The sequence below is a fragment of the Arthrobacter sp. FX8 genome (genome assembly GCF_026723805.1).
Lineage (GTDB): Bacteria > Actinomycetota > Actinomycetes > Actinomycetales > Micrococcaceae > Arthrobacter.
Genome location: NZ_CP113505.1, coordinates 4,295,248 through 4,309,135, shown reverse-complemented (window position 1 = coordinate 4,309,135; position 13,888 = coordinate 4,295,248). Strand labels below are relative to the sequence as shown.

The window sequence follows — 13,888 nt, the reverse complement described above, 5'->3', positions numbered from 1 at the left end:
GCCCCTGATTGAGAGGACACCCCATGGCCACTCACGACGATTCCGAGACCAGTACCGCCAAGGCGGGCCAGGCTCCGGATCCAAACGACGCAAGGAAACCCACCAGCCCGAGGGACCTGGACAAACCGTCCTGGAAATACATCACCAGGAAGACCCTCCGGGAGTTCAGCAAGGACCAGTGCCCCGACCTGGCAGCAGCCCTGACCTACTACGCGGTCCTGTCGCTGTTCCCCGCCCTGCTGGCACTGGTCTCACTTCTTGGCCTCTTTGGCGATCCCCAGAAGACCACTAATGCCTTGCTGGAAATCGTGCGCGGCTTCGCTCCTGCCGAGACCGTCAATACGATCAGCGGTCCCGTCTCGGAACTGACGAGTGCCCCGGCGGCCGGGCTCACCCTGGTGATCGGCCTTGCCACCGCCCTGTGGTCGGCATCCGGCTATGTTGGCGCCTTTGGGCGGGCGATGAACCGGGTTTACGAGGTGGATGAAGGGCGCGCCTTCGTGAAGCTCCGCGGCACCATGCTGGCCGTCACCCTCCTGGCCGTGGTCATCGTGGCACTGTTGGCCGGCATGCTGGTCCTCAGCGGGCCGGTCTCCGAGGCCGTGGGCGGGCTCATCGGCCTCAGCGGCCCGTTCCTCATGGTCTGGAACATCGCCAAGTGGCCCGTCATGATCGTCCTGATCATCGCCATCATTGCTGTCCTCTACTACGCCACGCCCAACGTCAAGCAGCCCAAGTTCCGCTGGATGAGCATGGGCTCCGGAATCGCGCTGGTCGTGTTCCTGATCGCCTCGCTGGGCTTCGGCTTCTACGTGGGTAACTTCGGCAACTACAACAAGACCTACGGCGCCCTGGGCAGCGTGATCATCATGCTGCTCTGGCTCTGGATCCTGAACATGTCCCTGCTCTTCGGTGCTGAGTTCGACGCCGAAGTGGAGCGGGGGCGCCAGCTCCAGGCCGGCATCAAGGCGGAGGAGACCATCCAGTTGCCCCCGCGGGATACCAAAAAGAGCGAAAAGATGCAGCAGCAGATCGAGGAAGACATCAAGCACGGCCGCGAACTCCGGGAGAAGTACTCCTCGGAGAACGGCGGTAACGGCTCCGCCGACAGCCAGGACGGGCAGCCTGCCGGCAATGGCCGGGACGGCGGCCACCACGGTGAGCGGCACCGCGACAGGGTCCGCGAGAAGGTACAGCACCGTGCTGGCAACGGGGAGTCCGACGACGGCGGCCGGCCAAGCGGGAAGGCGTAGCGGGCGCGGCCCGGCTACCGGAAGAGGGACTAGGCAGGACCTTCAAGATGGAGGAAAATTCATCTTGGAGGTCCTGTTGAGGTTTCCCGGGTGGCATGCGGCCCGGGGCAATGCGGGGCCGGCGGTGAGATGGCCTCTTCTGAGACCGAGGCCAGTCCCCCCAGTCGCCGTCGGCCCCCTCAGCCTCCCCCGGGGGTCAGGCCCTGACTGGACAAAGCGCAGTGAACTGCAATACTTTCTTGAATACCTCGCCGGGATCCTTTGGAGACCGGCAGGTCCGCTGAAGCAGACGGCGGCACCACGGTCAACCCTTATGAGCGGACATGCCTGCTACCCATTTTGAACAGTTTCTTTCCGAAGCAGTTGTCGCGGACAGGGAGCCAGGCCTGGGCCTGGGACGCGACGAGCTGTACGGCCTCTACACCAGCTGGTGCCTCCTGCACAAAGCTGAACTTCAGCCGCCGGCTGCGCTTTGGGAAGCCATGCACGATGCCGGGATCAACCCGGACAGCAACAACCTTTCCATGACCGGACCCGCCGCGGCGGACTACATCGTAGCCAGCGCTCCGGACTTGGTATAAGGCCTGCACGCGGAACCTGCGTCCGCACCGTAAAGGGCTGTTGCCGGAAGGCAGCAGCCCTTTCTGCATCCCATGCTGCCCCGCCGTTGAGGGTCCCGGCTATGGCTGGGCCAGTGCCAGGAGGTAGGCGGCAAACCCCCGCGGCGCCCGCCCCACGGTCCTTCCGGAGGTGAGAACCCGGGTTGTGTCCGTGGCAACCATGCTCGCCCCGCTGCTGCGAAGCCGGTCCACCAGAGCCCGGTCCTCATCGAAATCAACCCCGGGAAACCCGCCTGCCGCAAGGTAGGACGAGGCACGCACCCCAAGGTTGGCACCGTACACGTGGGGGTGGTTCTCCGTTGGAACATGCCGGGCATGCCATCGGGCAGCGAGGTGGTGGGGCATGCCGTGGCCATCAGGCTCCACAGATCCAAGGACGACGTCGGCACCCCCGGCGGCCAGTTCCAGTTGGCGCACCAGCCAGTTTTCCGGAACGCAGGAATCGGCATCCGTGTTGGCCAGCCAAACCTGCCGCAGCGAAGAACCTGCCGTGGATCCACCCGCAGGAGAACGCCTGGTTGCGTTCTCCAGCGCGGCTCCGGCCCCTGCCTGCCTGCTCTTGCCCACGCTCCGGAAGTCCACCGGCAGGACCATGTACCGCGGGTCCTCAGCAGCGAAGACCGCCGCCACCGCAGCGGAGCCATCCGTGCAGCTGTCCAGGACAACCACCACCTGCACGCGTACGCCGGTAAGTTCCGACTCGGCTTGGTCTGCCGCGTCACGGGCTGCGGTCAGCGCACGCTTAAGGTGCTGCTCCTCGTTGTGCGCGGGAATCACCACCGCAACCTGCCGGATGCTGTTGGCAGCGCTGCTTCCCCCTGAAGCCGTGACCGTCATGCCGACGCTTTGTGGCCGGGGGCCACCATGAGTTCCAATACGAAGTCCCGTTCCTGGTACAGTCCTGCGGTCCGCCAGCCCAGACGCTGCCGGGCCATCGCGTGGACGGTGTCGCCGTCGAGTTCCCAGCCTGCAATGGGATGCCGCCAGTGGCACAGGAGCAGGGTTCCGCCCGGGTTCAGGGACGCTTCGATCCGGTCCCACAGTTGGCCCAGCTCACCCGCGGACAGGTAGTAACCAACCTCCGAAACCACCACAAGGTCAAAAGTTCCGCCCGGCCATGCCCCGGGGACGACGCAGTGTTCAACCCGGACCCCGGGGCAGCCTGCAAGGTGCTGCCTGGCCCGGTGGACCGCGGTTCCACTGGCATCCACCGCCAACATCTTGCGGCACCGGGCAGCCAACCCGGCTGTCAACGTCCCGATGGAGCAGCCCACTTCCAGGCCGCTTTCATAGGATTCCTCCGGGAGGGCAGCAAGGGTGAGCGCCCGCTTGCGCCGCTCGTACCAGCTCCCGGTGTAGTTCCAGGGATCCGTGGAGCCACCATGCACGCCGTCGAAGACCAGTTCCGCGTCATCGCTTGAATGCGCCTGCGCGGATGCAGTGGGCGCCGGCGTCCAGGCGAAGACCTCAAAGGGGCGTGAGAAGTGCGCCAGGAAGTGCCCGCTGAGGAGTGTTTCGTCGCCGGGAAGCGGAGACAGGGGCTGCACCTGTGTTGCGTGCTCCGCCATGGCCCGTCTTTTAGCCGCCCGGGCCGGTTCATCCAGGTGGAATCGCAGCCATGACCGCCATTCCGGCACCTGGGGTGCGGCCCAGTGCCAAAACCAGATGGGGTATTCCAGCAGCGCGTGGCCGTCCTGCCGCGCAACTTCTGCCGCCGCCGCACCGAGCGCATCGTGGTCACCATGCCCGTCGGCCCGGTACGGTGCCACGAGGGCCAGCCGGTCGGGATCACCGGGAAGCCGGCGGGCGGCCTCCCGGACAGCCTTGGCGATGGTTTCGGCATGCTCTCCAAGTCCGCGGTCCGGCAGCCCGAGGAATGCCCAGCGGTCCGCCAGGCCCAGTGCGGCCAGGGCCGCTGAGAATTCAGCCAGCCGGGTGTGGGCCAGCTGTTCCGGGGAGGTGGTGGGCGAATCCGGGTGTGACCCCTCCCCTGCCGTGCACAGCAGGACGTCCACCTCGGCTCCCAGCGCCGCCAGGGACGCCATCAGCCCACCGGCCCCCAGTGTCTCGTCATCCGGATGCGCCGCCAGGACCACGAAGCGCATGCCGGCCAGTTCGGCGGGGTCAAGCGGCAGCTCGGGTGCTGCGTCCAGGCCGCTCACGGCCCAGGCGGCCTCGCCGGTTCCCTGGTCAGCGTGCGAAAAGGTCACCACGGGCAGTCCCCCTTGAGCGCAAGCCGGCCCAATTGGGCATCATCCCGTGCCCCGTGATGCTGCCGGACGTAGAGTGCCAGGTCGGCCATCCTCTTGGCGTACGGCCCGTCAAAGGCAAGCGGACCTGGACCCCGGTTGGAAGCCACCAGGGAAAGGACGCGTTCGACGGCGGCCGCAACAGTTCCGCGGACCCGCTGCGCTTCGCTCCACGCGCTGTGGTTGCCGGCGGAGCCGAGGGTGCCGGCATCGATGCCCGCTGCGGTCCGGGCAAGATACTGCAGGGCAGCCGAGAGCGTGCGGTCCACCTCTCCGAGCGCCGCAAGTGCCACCTGGTCGGGCTCCCGCCCCGCTTCGGCCCCTGCCAGCAAGCCGTTGCGGAAGTCCCGTGCCACGCCCACTGCTCCCCCCAGCCAGCAGGCAGCCACGCCTATCCCGCCCCAGGCGAAGCCAGGCCGGCTGTGGTACCAGCCGGTACCACCCAGGGGGCTCGCCGGGACCTGGTCGAAGTGAACTGTTCCGCTGGGGATTTCCTGGAGCCCGCGCGCGATCCACTCCGGTTCCTCACATGCCACGCCGGGATGGCGAAGATTGACCGCGAAGGCCGCCCTGCCGCCGTCGTCCGTGTGGGCGGTGACCACCGCGCAGTCCAGGGCCGCGGCGAGGGAACACCACGGCTTGGACCCGCTGAGGGTGGTGCCGGCACCTGCGGAATGCGCTTCGAGCCGGGCACCCGGCGCCTCTGCGGCGAAGACGCCCCATGCGGCATCCCTGCTCCCGTCCGGAAGCGGGTGTCCGGGCTCAGCTGCGTGGGCAGCCTGGGCAAGAATGGCGACGGCGTCGAGGTGCGGCTCAAGCACCCGGGCCGCGGCCACATCGGTGGCAGCCACGGAAGCCAGGAGCTCCCACAACACGGCGGTCCGCCCCTCACCGGGCTGCGGCCACGTCCGCCCGGCCTCGACGGCAAGGGCCAGCAGGGCAGGGACGTCACCCGTTGCGGCGCCGACGGATTCGACCAGCGGAACCCATGGCGAAAAATCTGCGGGCGTGGAGTCCAGGAGTACAGGAGCAGGTGCCGCGTGCAAAAGCCCTCCCTCTACGATGCCCGGCACTGCGCCGGACGCATCTCCACAGCTTACTTACTGTTTTTGCGGGAGGATGCGCGCCAGCGCGAACCCGTCCCACCCCTTGGAACCCACCGTCTGGATGACAGTGGCGTCCAGGCGCGGGTGGTTGCCGAGCAGCCGGAGTGCGTCGATGATTCCTGGCGCGTTCACCGGGTCCATGTCCGGGTCCAGGACGGCCCCTTCCCAGATCGTGTTGTCCAGGACCACCACCGCACCCGGCCTGCCCAGCTTGACGGCCCAGTCGAGGTAGCGGCTGTTGTTTTGCTTATCGGCGTCGATGAAGATGAAGTCGAACGGCTCCCTGTCCTCTTCCTCGAGGGCAGCCAGGGTTTCCAGCGCGGGGCCCAGCCGGATTTCCACCCTTTCACCCAGGCCGGCGGCGTCGATGTTGGCCCACGCCACTTCTGCATGCTGCGGCAGGTATTCGCAGGTGACGAGCTTGCCGTGGTGGGGAAGGCCGCGGCCCATCCAGATGGTGCTGTAACCCGCCAGGGTCCCGATCTCCAGGATGCGGTGGGCGCCGGACAACTGGACCAGGAGCTTCAGGAGCTTCCCGGCGTTTGGCGCCACCTCAATGGCCGGCATGCCGGCGTCAGCCGCAGTGCGGATGGCCTGCTGGACCGCCTCGTCCGGATGCACCACGGTGCGGGACAGGAACTCCTCGGTGGCAATCCATTCCGGCCGGGGTTTGTGCTCGAACATGGGCACAGTTTGGCACGCGGCGTTCCGACGGTCCAGACACTTTAGCCGGGCCCACGCCAGCCCCGGCGCGGAGGCTCAGGACAGGCTTAGGACTCCTGGGCCAGGGCGTTTTCGAGGCGGTCCACCTTTGCCGTCAACTCGCCGCTGTAACCGGGCCTGATGTCGGCCTTGATCACCAGTGAGACGCGGCTGCCGTAGCGTCCGACCGCCTCGGTGGCGCGCTTTACGACGTCGAACACTTCATCCCACTCACCCTCAATGGTGGTGAACATGGAATCGGTCTGGTTGGGCAGCCCGGATTCCCGGACGATCTTCACGGCGGCTGCAACGGCGTCGTGCACGGACGCATCGTTTGGCCGGGAACCTTCGCTGGGAACGCCTGACGGAGCAACAGAAAATGCAAGCAACATGCCTCCAAGTTTCGCACGCGGTCCCCGGACTGCCGCAGGCCCAAACGCGGGAGCGCGCCGTCACATAAGCTCCTACCCCGGAGTAACCATGGTGGCCGAAGACTCCGTTGCTACCCTTTTGGGCATGAGCCTCGCAGTCGCCCGTAAGCCCCTCCGCGCAGACGCAGCGCGGAACGTGGACAAAATCATCACGGCGGCGCGCCAGTGCTTCCGGGAGTTCGGCCCGGAAGTACCGCTCCAAACCATCGCATCCACCGCGGGCGTTGGCCCCGCAACCCTGTTCCGCAACTTCGCGGACAAGGAAGAACTGGTCCTGGCGGCACTGAACCGGCAGCTCCGGCTTACCGTGGATCCCGTCATGGACGGCGCCCTGGCCGATATCGATGCCGCTGCCGGGCTGCTGCGCGTGCTCGAGGCCCTGATGGCTGCGGCAAGCGACGACGCCAACCTGCTGTGCGCTGTGGCGGGCCGGCGCGAACTCCTCACCGGCATTACCGGGTCCCTCATGGAGTCGATCAGCATCCTTTTGGTGCGCGGGCAAGGCCAGGGAAGCCTGCGCACGGACATCACCATGACGGACATGTTCCGGCTGCTGGCCATGCTGATCGGCGTAGTGGACACCATGGAGCCGGGTTCCGATGCATGGCGCCGTCCGCTGGCACTGGTCGAGGACGCCATCCGTACGGTCCGCCCGCCACGCCCGCTTCCCGTGCTGGTGCCCGTCCCTGCTGCCGCAGTACCCGGCATCCCCGGGGGCACCATTGTCGGCACACAACACGTGCAATAAACTCAGAGCGGGGTTAGGCAGCCAGCCTCGAATAGTCCGAGATGGAGCGACCCATGGAACTTTTCCTGCGTATCCACCCTGCAACCGCCGCGCTGCGATGACCAGATCAAAACTCTTCCACTACCTCACTGACGCCCGCGGGCCGGAAGAAGTCCTCCCTGCGCTGACAACCGCGGAACTCGTCGAATTGCTTGACGCCCTGTACCAAAACCTTGATACCCCCGAGCCCGAGTTCGGCGCGCAGGTGTGGTACGAGATGGGCGTGGAAGAAAGCTGCCGCAGGTCCGTCTCGCCCGACGGCGCAGCCCACGGCGTGGCGTAGCTACCGCTGTATCGAGCCCCTGACAGCCGGCCGGCGCTGCCCGGCTGTCAGGAGTGTTTCCCCGGTATCGGGAGCGTTCCGTCAGGGATTTTCCCCGTTTTCTCCAGTGCCGGTTTCTCCGCCTTGGGTGCCGGGCCGGGGCTGTTCTGATGGCTGTCCTGGCTCAGGATGCCCGTGTGACTGGGGTTCGTGGTCATGGTGCTCATGGAACTCGTTGGGGATGTGGTGCTTCGCCTCCATCAGGTGCTGCTGGAGTTTCTCCTCGGCATCCCGGCGCCGCCGTGCAGTGTCCCGTAATTCACGCGTTGCCTCGGAGCCGCGGGGGTCCAGGTAGGCGGGCCGCAGCTTGCCGGTTTGCTCAGCGGCAGGAATTCCAGTGCTGCGCGCTTCCCCAGCCTTCCCTTCGGTGTCCTCTGTGCCCTGGCCGTCCTGCGGCTTATCAGGCCGTGACTGTTCGTCCATCTCGATTCCTCCTTTGGTGGCCGCCTGGTGTGGGCTGCATCTCCTCCAGTCCACCACACCTGGCCCCGCGATGCTGGCCCGCTAGGCGTTGCCCGCGTCTGCCCGCTTGCGGAGTTCCTGACGCACCAGGGCCTGCAGCGCTGGAACGGACGACGACGGGTCCAGGTCGAATGCCTCCCGGAGCCTTTGGGCGAGAATTTCCAGGTCCTCTTCCGGCACGTCCGAAAGGCGGGAAAAGCGCCTGAAGAAGCGTTTGGCTGGGAGGCCCGCCCGCCGTCGGGCGTCCTTGTGGCGGGGTCTGCCCGCCAAGCCGCCTGCGGGATACAGCTGATTTTCCATGGTCGCCGTTCGTAGGAATGCCATGGCCAACTGCATAAGCCGATTTCATAGTACAGCCGCCGCCGGGCCGGGCAAGTGACCCGCATCACTAATTTATGCAGACGCCTGCCAAACTAGCTCCAGCCCAATGCCCTCAGCAGGGCAGCGGTACCGGCCCCGGCGATGACCACCACCAGGAAGGGTGCGCGGAACGACAGCGCGAGTGCGGCCGCGGCAAGCGCCCCCAGCCTGGCGTCAGCCGCGAGTCCCTGGCCCGACACGACGGCGTTCACCACGGTAAGGGAGGCCAGCAGGCCGATGGTCATGGTGCCCGCAACCCGGGATGTGCGCGGGTCCTCGAGGAACCTGGCGGGCACGAAGTAGCCCACGATCTTCCAGGCGTACGCCAGCGCGCAGGCAAGAAGCAGCCAGATCCACAGGCTCATGCGCCTGCCCCCGGATCCGTGCCTTCGCTCCCCTGCGCACCCGGATACGGGCGGCTTGCGTCCTGCTGCCGGCCAGGGTGATGGTCACGGTGTCCGCCATAGGGCTCGACGTCCGGCTCAAGGCCCTCGTCGCGCCGGCCGTGGCTGAACCAGCCCACCAGCGCGGCCACCAGGGCGGCCACCAGGATGGGCACCCCCGCCGGCACAAAAGGAACGGCGACAACGGTGGCCACCGCACACACCACCGCGATGGCAATGGGTTCGCGGCCCTTGCCGCGGCCAGAGCAACGCCAGGAAGGCGGCCACCGCGGCGCCGTCGAGCCCCCATTGCTTGGGATCGCCCAGTCCGCTCCCGGCGAGCGCGCCCACGGCGGTGAAGAGGTTCCACAGCACGTAGACGCCGATCCCTGCAGTCCAGAATCCCCGCCGCTGCTCGGCCGGGTCCGTCTGGCCCGTGCTGGTGGCCGTTGATTCGTCGATGGTCAGCTGCGCGCCGACAAACTTACGCCAGCCGGTGGGCCGCAGCAGTGCGTTCAACTGCATGCCGTAGATGCCGTTGCGCATGCCCAACAGCGTTGCTGCGCTCATTGCGGCGATGCCCGAACCTCCACCTGCCACCACACCAATAAACGCGAACTGCGAACCACCGCTGAAGAGGAGCAGGCTCAGGGCCATGGTCTGCCACAGGTTGAGCCCGGAGGTCACTGCGAGCGCTCCGAAGGACACCCCGTAAAGGCCGGTGGCGATGCTGATGGAAATCCCCACCCTGACCGCCGGCGAGGCCAGGAGTTTCACACCCAGCCTCCAGGTTTGCGTGCCTTTTGGATGGGCTTCCGGAGGCTCCAGGCCCAGAGGATCAACGGTGCCTGGAGCGGCAACCGCACGGTGTGGATCTTCCGCCGGCGGGGCGTACCCTGCGGACCGTAAGCCTTCGCCAGTGCGTCAGCGTGTCCCGCCAGGAATGCGGTAAACATCGCTGTGAGGGCGGTGGCGGTCAGCTTCCGGGTGGGCGGGAGGAGGATTCCGACGGCGGCGGCCAGCTCCAGCAGTCCGCTCACGGCGATCCACTCATCCCGGGACAGGACGGCCAGGGGATGGTTGGGCACAGGATGGTTGGGCACCACAGTGTGGGCCGCACCGGGTTCCGGATCCGGTTCCGCGTCCCGGCGGCAGAGGTAGTCCGGAACGACGTCGCTGTAGAAGCCGGGATCCCTGAAGTGCTTGCCCGCACTGGCCAGCAGGAGGGCTCCCATGGCAGCCGCGGACAGGGTCTGAACGGCGGGGCCCTGAAGGGAAAAGTTCGGTACGGACAAGCCCCTGACTGCAGGACCGGACCAGGGAAGAGGCATGGAACCACTCAATCACAGCCACGGTGGCCGCCAGAAACCGGCCTGTGAGGCAAGGTCCCTCAATTCCAGGCGGGCGGAGAGCTTCCATACGGGGGCGGCGGGGACAGGTAGTCCACCGGCCGGCCCGCGTCCAGCAACGGTGGACCGACGTAGCGGAGCTGCCCGTAGGTGCTGTCCATGGAGTTGTGGCGGGGTCCGGGTAGCTCTGCCGGGCCGTCAGTGACCCCTGGTTCGGTGTCCCCTGCTTCGGTGCCCATTGGAAGGGAAAACAGTTCCTCGGCGGTGCGGGCAAGGGACAGGTGCGCACAGGCACCCATCCCAGCCGCCCGGCGTCGGTCCAGGAGGCGGACGGCCGCCGCAGCCACCCCGTATCCTGTGGCATGGTCCAGCGCCTGGACAGGCAGGGCACCCGGGCGCCACCCGCCGTCGTCATTGTCCTTCCCGTACACGTGCGCGATTCCGCAGGCGGCCTGGACAATGCTGTCAAAACCGCGCATACCGCTCCATGGCCCGGCGCTCCCCCAGCTGTTGAGGGTGACCACCACCAGCCCAGGGTGCGAGGCCAGCAGTTCCCGCGGGTTGAGCCCGAAACGGTCCAGGGCGCCGTGCCGGTAACCCGTGACCACGACGTCGGCGCGGGCCAGGAGCTGCTGGAGGCTGTGCTGGTTCTGCGGAAGCCCCAGATCGGCTTCCGCGCTGCGCTTGCCGAACGCGGTGTCCACGAACTGGTCTTCGATTTCCGGGAAGGCTGGCGGGTCGATCCGCAGGACGTCGGCTCCCAATGCTGCAAGCAGGCGGGTGGCCACCGGCCCTGCAATCACCCGGGTCAGGTCCAGGACCCGCAGCCCCTCCAGCGGCGGTTTGTGGCCGCCACCGATGCCCTCGCCGCCTGCCGTAGTAGCCGCCGCGGCAAAGTCCTGCAGTCCCAGACAGGCCGTGGTGCCGTCGGCATGCTCCACGGCAATCCAGGGTCCGGATCCCGCCGCCCGGCCCATGCCGGACGCAAGCCATTCGTCACGCGTCCTCACGGCCGCAGCGATCCCGCCGTGGCCCTGGATGGCGGCCTCAGCCTCAAGCGCCGCCATGGATCGAAGAGCCTGTTCCGCCCCTTCCGCGGAGGCGGCCCCCAGGGCGCGCAGCAGCCGCTGTTCGTGGTGCGGGTAGTTGGCGTGGAGCCGGATCCAGCCATCGCGGGTCTGCCGGAAGCCCGACAGGGGCGCGAAGCCCTGTGGCTTGCGTCCGGCAATCCGCAGGTGGCCGAAGGAATCGAAGGCAGCCGCGGTAAGCGCCGGCGTAGTGCTGAACCGGCCGGGCGTGCGCGCATACAGGTTCAGCGCTTCCGCCGCGGCTCCCACCGAGTACAGTGCCAGGCCTTCGACGTCGAGGGCGCCGGCCCACCAGCGTCGGGGCGAATACGGGAGCGGATTGACGTGGTGCGCGTCCACGTCCGCCCTACTTTCCCTGCGGAGAGGCTGCGTGGAGCTGGTCCAGGACGCGGGCCGGCACGTTGGTGGTGATCTCGTGGATGCCCAGCTCCTGGCAAAGTGCCACATCCTCCGGGGAGTCCACGGTCCACACCCGGAAGCGCCGCCCGGAGTCCAGCCATCGGCGGATTGTGGCCGGGCGCTCCCTGACGTAGTCGATGCCGGGGCCGGCCATTCCTACTTCCCGGTCGTCCAGGATCCGTTCACCCTCCAGCTGGGTGGCCTTCATGAGGTTGGCGACGGCGCTCCCCGTAATGAGGCCCAGGCCCAGCCCGCCGCGGATCTCATGGATGGTGAGGTCGTCCACCAGTTGGCAGATGTATTGCGGCGGGACGGACTGGAGCAGGTGGCGGACCGAGTCCGGGCTGAAGCTCATGAAGGTCACGGCCACGTTGTCCACGGTGGAGCTTTGCGGGTCCCAGCCCTCGCTGCGGAGCACCTCCAGCACGCGGTCCTCCAGTTTGAGCTGGTAGGGACTGGGATGCTTGAGCTCGATGGCGAGTTTCACCGGGCGGCCCGCCCCGCGGAGGATGTCCAGCAGCTCCGGGAGGGTCAGCAGCTGTTCCGAACGTGCTCCATACTCTTCGGGAATGCGGACCCCCTTCCAGGATGAGAAGTCCAGCTGGTGCAGCTCACGCAGGGTCCGTTCAGCCACCGGCCCGGTCCCGTCCGACGTCCGGTCCAGGTTGGCGTCATGGAGCAGGACCAGGTGCTGGTCCACGGTGAGGTGGACATCGCACTCCACCCCGTCGGCCCCGTCAGCCAATGCCTGCAGGTAGGCGGCCCGGGTGTGTTCGGCGTATGCGCCGCTGGAACCACGATGGGCAAAGACCAGCGGCCGCTGCGGCACTGACTCGTCAATTGTCATGGACACACGGTAGCCGACCGGCCCCCGCCTTCGGGGCTAGGCTTGGCACATGCAGGTGAACTCTGAGGCAACTACTGGGCCAACCACGCAGGATCCCCCGCCGAGGCCGCACAGCAGGTGCGCCCTGGCACTATGGCGGCAGGCGCCGTCGTAAGCCGCCAGCCCGGTGCCGGCGACGCCGAGAAAGCGGCAGCGCTGCGGAAGATGAAGCTGCTGGCGCTGAGCCTGCTGATCGCCATGGCCGTGATTTTTGTCTTTGCGTTCGCGCTGCAGAAGGACTACCCGTGGCTGCAGTATGTGCGCGCGGCGGCCGAGGGCGGAATGGTGGGCGCGCTGGCCGACTGGTTCGCCGTGACGGCCCTGTTCAAGTACCCCATGGGCATCAAGATTCCCCACACCGCCATCATTCCCCGCCGGAAGGACCAGATCGGGGCCTCGCTGGGCGAGTTCGTGGAGACCAATTTCCTCTCCGAGCAGGTGGTCCAGGAGAAGCTGGCCAGCGTCAACATCGCGCGCCGGGCCGGCGTTTGGCTGGCTGGCCCTGGTGGTGCCGAACGCGTGGCCAAGGAGGGAGCTGCCGTTATCCGCGGCGCCTTCAAGGTTTTGAATGACGACGACGTCCAGGCCGTCATCGAGGGCATGGTGCGCAAGCATCTGCTCACCCCGCCGTGGGGACCTCCCGTGGGCAGGCTGGCGGAGCGCATCTTCCATGACGGGCACCATCACACGCTGGTGGACCTGCTGGTGGACCGCGCGGCGGACTGGGTGGATGACAACCACGAAACCGTCACCCGCCTGGTGTCCGACCGCTCCCCCACGTGGGTTCCGCAGTTCGTGGACGGACTGGTGGGCGACAAGGTCTATATCGAGATCCTGAAGTTCGTCCGTGCCGTCCAGGCTGACCCCCGCCACCAGGTGCGGCAGTCAATCGACAAGTACCTCAACGACCTGGCACAGGACCTGCAGCATGACCCCGCGATGATTGCGCGCGCGGAAGACATCAAGGCGCAGGTCCTGGGCGACCCCGAAGTGCGCGAACTGGCCTCGCGGACCTGGGGAACGGTCAAGAACGCGCTGCTGGGCGCCGTGGATGATCCGGACAGCGAACTCACCATCAAGTTCAAGGCTGCGGTGCGCGATTTTGGGTCACGGCTCGTGGACGACCCCGAACTGGCCGGGAAGGTCAACGCATGGATCGGTGACGCCGCCGGGTACCTGGTCCGCACCTACCGTTCGGACATCGCAGGCGTTATTACGGACACCGTGGCGCGGTGGGATGCCGAGGAAACCTCGCAGAAGATCGAGCTCCAGGTGGGTAAGGACCTGCAGTTCATCCGCATCAACGGCACCGTGGTGGGGTCCCTGGCCGGGCTGGGGATTTTCACGGTGGCGCAGCTGGTCTTTGGGTAGTTTTCCGCTGCTGTAGGTCCCGGGTGGACTTGGCGCTGCGCATCTTCCTTTTCGCTCGGGATATTTGGGGTGCGAAAAGGAATGTGCGTGTCGATAAGGCGTACGACGGCGGCACGGAGG

16 protein-coding genes and 1 pseudogene are annotated in these 13,888 nt (G+C 67.1%); 5 read left to right on the top strand and 12 right to left on the bottom strand.

Annotated elements, in window-relative coordinates; genetic code table 11:
• Positions 1-23 precede the first annotated feature (23 nt).
• Both OUO20_RS20255 and OUO20_RS20250 read left to right on the top strand, forming a co-directional pair.
• The gene (locus OUO20_RS20255) at positions 24-1,253 is read left to right on the top strand and encodes a YihY/virulence factor BrkB family protein (RefSeq protein ID WP_268002523.1); all 1,230 of its coding nucleotides are present in this window, start codon (positions 24-26) and stop codon (positions 1,251-1,253) included.
• Positions 1,254-1,576: 323 nt separating this feature from the next.
• Positions 1,577-1,834 (top strand): hypothetical protein, encoded by a 258-nt coding sequence (locus tag OUO20_RS20250; RefSeq protein WP_018772209.1) that lies wholly within the window; start codon positions 1,577-1,579, stop codon positions 1,832-1,834.
• 99 nt (positions 1,835-1,933) lie between these two features.
• Here OUO20_RS20250 and OUO20_RS20245 read toward each other — a convergent pair whose 3' ends face one another.
• The 5 genes from OUO20_RS20245 to OUO20_RS20225 form a co-directional block, all read right to left on the bottom strand.
• Positions 1,934-2,710, bottom strand: a complete 777-nt coding sequence (locus OUO20_RS20245; protein ID WP_268002522.1) for a glycosyltransferase — start codon at positions 2,708-2,710, stop codon at positions 1,934-1,936.
• Entirely contained in the window at positions 2,707-4,086 is a 1,380-nt protein-coding gene (locus OUO20_RS20240) for a bifunctional PIG-L family deacetylase/class I SAM-dependent methyltransferase (protein WP_268002521.1), read from the bottom strand. The genes OUO20_RS20245 and OUO20_RS20240 overlap by 4 nt, the downstream gene beginning before the upstream one ends.
• Entirely contained in the window at positions 4,080-5,168 is a 1,089-nt protein-coding gene (locus tag OUO20_RS20235) for a hypothetical protein (RefSeq protein ID WP_268002520.1), read from the bottom strand. The genes OUO20_RS20240 and OUO20_RS20235 overlap by 7 nt, the downstream gene beginning before the upstream one ends.
• A 54-nt stretch (positions 5,169-5,222) precedes the next feature.
• The gene (locus OUO20_RS20230) at positions 5,223-5,912 is read right to left on the bottom strand and encodes an O-methyltransferase (RefSeq protein WP_056389630.1); all 690 of its coding nucleotides are present in this window, start codon (positions 5,910-5,912) and stop codon (positions 5,223-5,225) included.
• An 86-nt stretch (positions 5,913-5,998) separates the two neighbouring features.
• A complete protein-coding gene (locus OUO20_RS20225; protein WP_018772214.1) occupies positions 5,999-6,322 on the bottom strand; it encodes a thiamine-binding protein in 324 nt (107 codons plus the stop codon).
• Positions 6,323-6,446: 124 nt separating this feature from the next.
• Between OUO20_RS20225 and OUO20_RS20220 the strand changes: the two genes are divergently transcribed.
• A complete protein-coding gene (locus OUO20_RS20220; RefSeq protein WP_051081466.1) occupies positions 6,447-7,109 on the top strand; it encodes a TetR/AcrR family transcriptional regulator in 663 nt (220 codons plus the stop codon).
• 97 nt (positions 7,110-7,206) lie between these two features.
• Positions 7,207-7,431, top strand: a complete 225-nt coding sequence (locus OUO20_RS20215; RefSeq protein ID WP_018772216.1) for a hypothetical protein — start codon at positions 7,207-7,209, stop codon at positions 7,429-7,431.
• Between the two features lie 81 nt (positions 7,432-7,512).
• On the opposite strand, the gene OUO20_RS20210 is transcribed toward OUO20_RS20215, so the two are convergent.
• The 7 genes and pseudogenes from OUO20_RS20210 to OUO20_RS20180 all read right to left on the bottom strand — a co-directional run bounded on the left by OUO20_RS20210 (position 7,513) and on the right by OUO20_RS20180 (position 12,358).
• Positions 7,513-7,893 (bottom strand): hypothetical protein, encoded by a 381-nt coding sequence (locus OUO20_RS20210; RefSeq protein ID WP_056389632.1) that lies wholly within the window; start codon positions 7,891-7,893, stop codon positions 7,513-7,515.
• A gap of 81 nt (positions 7,894-7,974) precedes the next feature.
• On the bottom strand, positions 7,975-8,112 hold the full coding sequence (locus tag OUO20_RS20205; RefSeq protein WP_223993586.1) for a hypothetical protein: 138 nt from the start codon (positions 8,110-8,112) through the stop codon (positions 7,975-7,977).
• 233 nt (positions 8,113-8,345) lie between these two features.
• Positions 8,346-8,657, bottom strand: a complete 312-nt coding sequence (locus OUO20_RS20200) for an AzlD domain-containing protein (protein ID WP_268002519.1) — start codon at positions 8,655-8,657, stop codon at positions 8,346-8,348.
• Positions 8,654-9,452: pseudogene (locus tag OUO20_RS20195) on the bottom strand (AzlC family ABC transporter permease). Before OUO20_RS20195 ends, OUO20_RS20200 begins: the two are co-directional and overlap by 4 nt.
• Positions 9,449-10,006, bottom strand: a complete 558-nt coding sequence (locus OUO20_RS20190; RefSeq protein WP_442781101.1) for a DoxX family protein — start codon at positions 10,004-10,006, stop codon at positions 9,449-9,451. The pseudogene OUO20_RS20195 and the gene OUO20_RS20190 overlap by 4 nt, the downstream one beginning before the upstream one ends.
• A 59-nt stretch (positions 10,007-10,065) precedes the next feature.
• Entirely contained in the window at positions 10,066-11,451 is a 1,386-nt protein-coding gene (locus tag OUO20_RS20185; protein ID WP_268002518.1) for a CoA transferase, read from the bottom strand.
• Between the two features lie 7 nt (positions 11,452-11,458).
• Complete coding sequence (locus OUO20_RS20180) at positions 11,459-12,358, bottom strand: glycerophosphodiester phosphodiesterase (RefSeq protein WP_268002517.1); 900 nt, start codon at positions 12,356-12,358, stop codon at positions 11,459-11,461.
• A 132-nt stretch (positions 12,359-12,490) separates the two neighbouring features.
• Here OUO20_RS20180 and OUO20_RS20175 point away from each other — a divergent pair, with 132 nt between their 5' ends.
• Positions 12,491-13,768: a DUF445 domain-containing protein gene (locus OUO20_RS20175; RefSeq protein WP_268003475.1), complete on the top strand. Its 1,278-nt coding sequence runs from the start codon at positions 12,491-12,493 to the stop codon at positions 13,766-13,768.
• Positions 13,769-13,888: the final 120 nt, after the last annotated feature.

Excerpts from the sequence above, each read along its gene's own strand:
- OUO20_RS20210 (WP_056389632.1), bottom strand. The coding sequence starts at position 7,893 with ATGGACGAACAGTCACGGCCTGATAAGCCGCAGGACGGCCAGGGCACA.
- OUO20_RS20190 (WP_442781101.1), bottom strand. The coding sequence starts at position 10,006 with ATGCCTCTTCCCTGGTCCGGTCCTGCAGTCAGGGGCTTGTCCGTACCG.
- OUO20_RS20225 (WP_018772214.1), bottom strand. The coding sequence starts at position 6,322 with ATGTTGCTTGCATTTTCTGTTGCTCCGTCAGGCGTTCCCAGCGAAGGT.
- OUO20_RS20175 (WP_268003475.1), top strand. The coding sequence starts at position 12,491 with ATGGCGGCAGGCGCCGTCGTAAGCCGCCAGCCCGGTGCCGGCGACGCC.
- OUO20_RS20200 (WP_268002519.1), bottom strand. The coding sequence starts at position 8,657 with ATGAGCCTGTGGATCTGGCTGCTTCTTGCCTGCGCGCTGGCGTACGCC.
- OUO20_RS20250 (WP_018772209.1), top strand. The coding sequence starts at position 1,577 with ATGCCTGCTACCCATTTTGAACAGTTTCTTTCCGAAGCAGTTGTCGCG.
- OUO20_RS20180 (WP_268002517.1), bottom strand. The coding sequence starts at position 12,358 with ATGACAATTGACGAGTCAGTGCCGCAGCGGCCGCTGGTCTTTGCCCAT.
- OUO20_RS20215 (WP_018772216.1), top strand. The coding sequence starts at position 7,207 with ATGACCAGATCAAAACTCTTCCACTACCTCACTGACGCCCGCGGGCCG.
- OUO20_RS20220 (WP_051081466.1), top strand. The coding sequence starts at position 6,447 with ATGAGCCTCGCAGTCGCCCGTAAGCCCCTCCGCGCAGACGCAGCGCGG.
- OUO20_RS20245 (WP_268002522.1), bottom strand. The coding sequence starts at position 2,710 with ATGACGGTCACGGCTTCAGGGGGAAGCAGCGCTGCCAACAGCATCCGG.
- OUO20_RS20230 (WP_056389630.1), bottom strand. The coding sequence starts at position 5,912 with ATGTTCGAGCACAAACCCCGGCCGGAATGGATTGCCACCGAGGAGTTC.
- OUO20_RS20255 (WP_268002523.1), top strand. The coding sequence starts at position 24 with ATGGCCACTCACGACGATTCCGAGACCAGTACCGCCAAGGCGGGCCAG.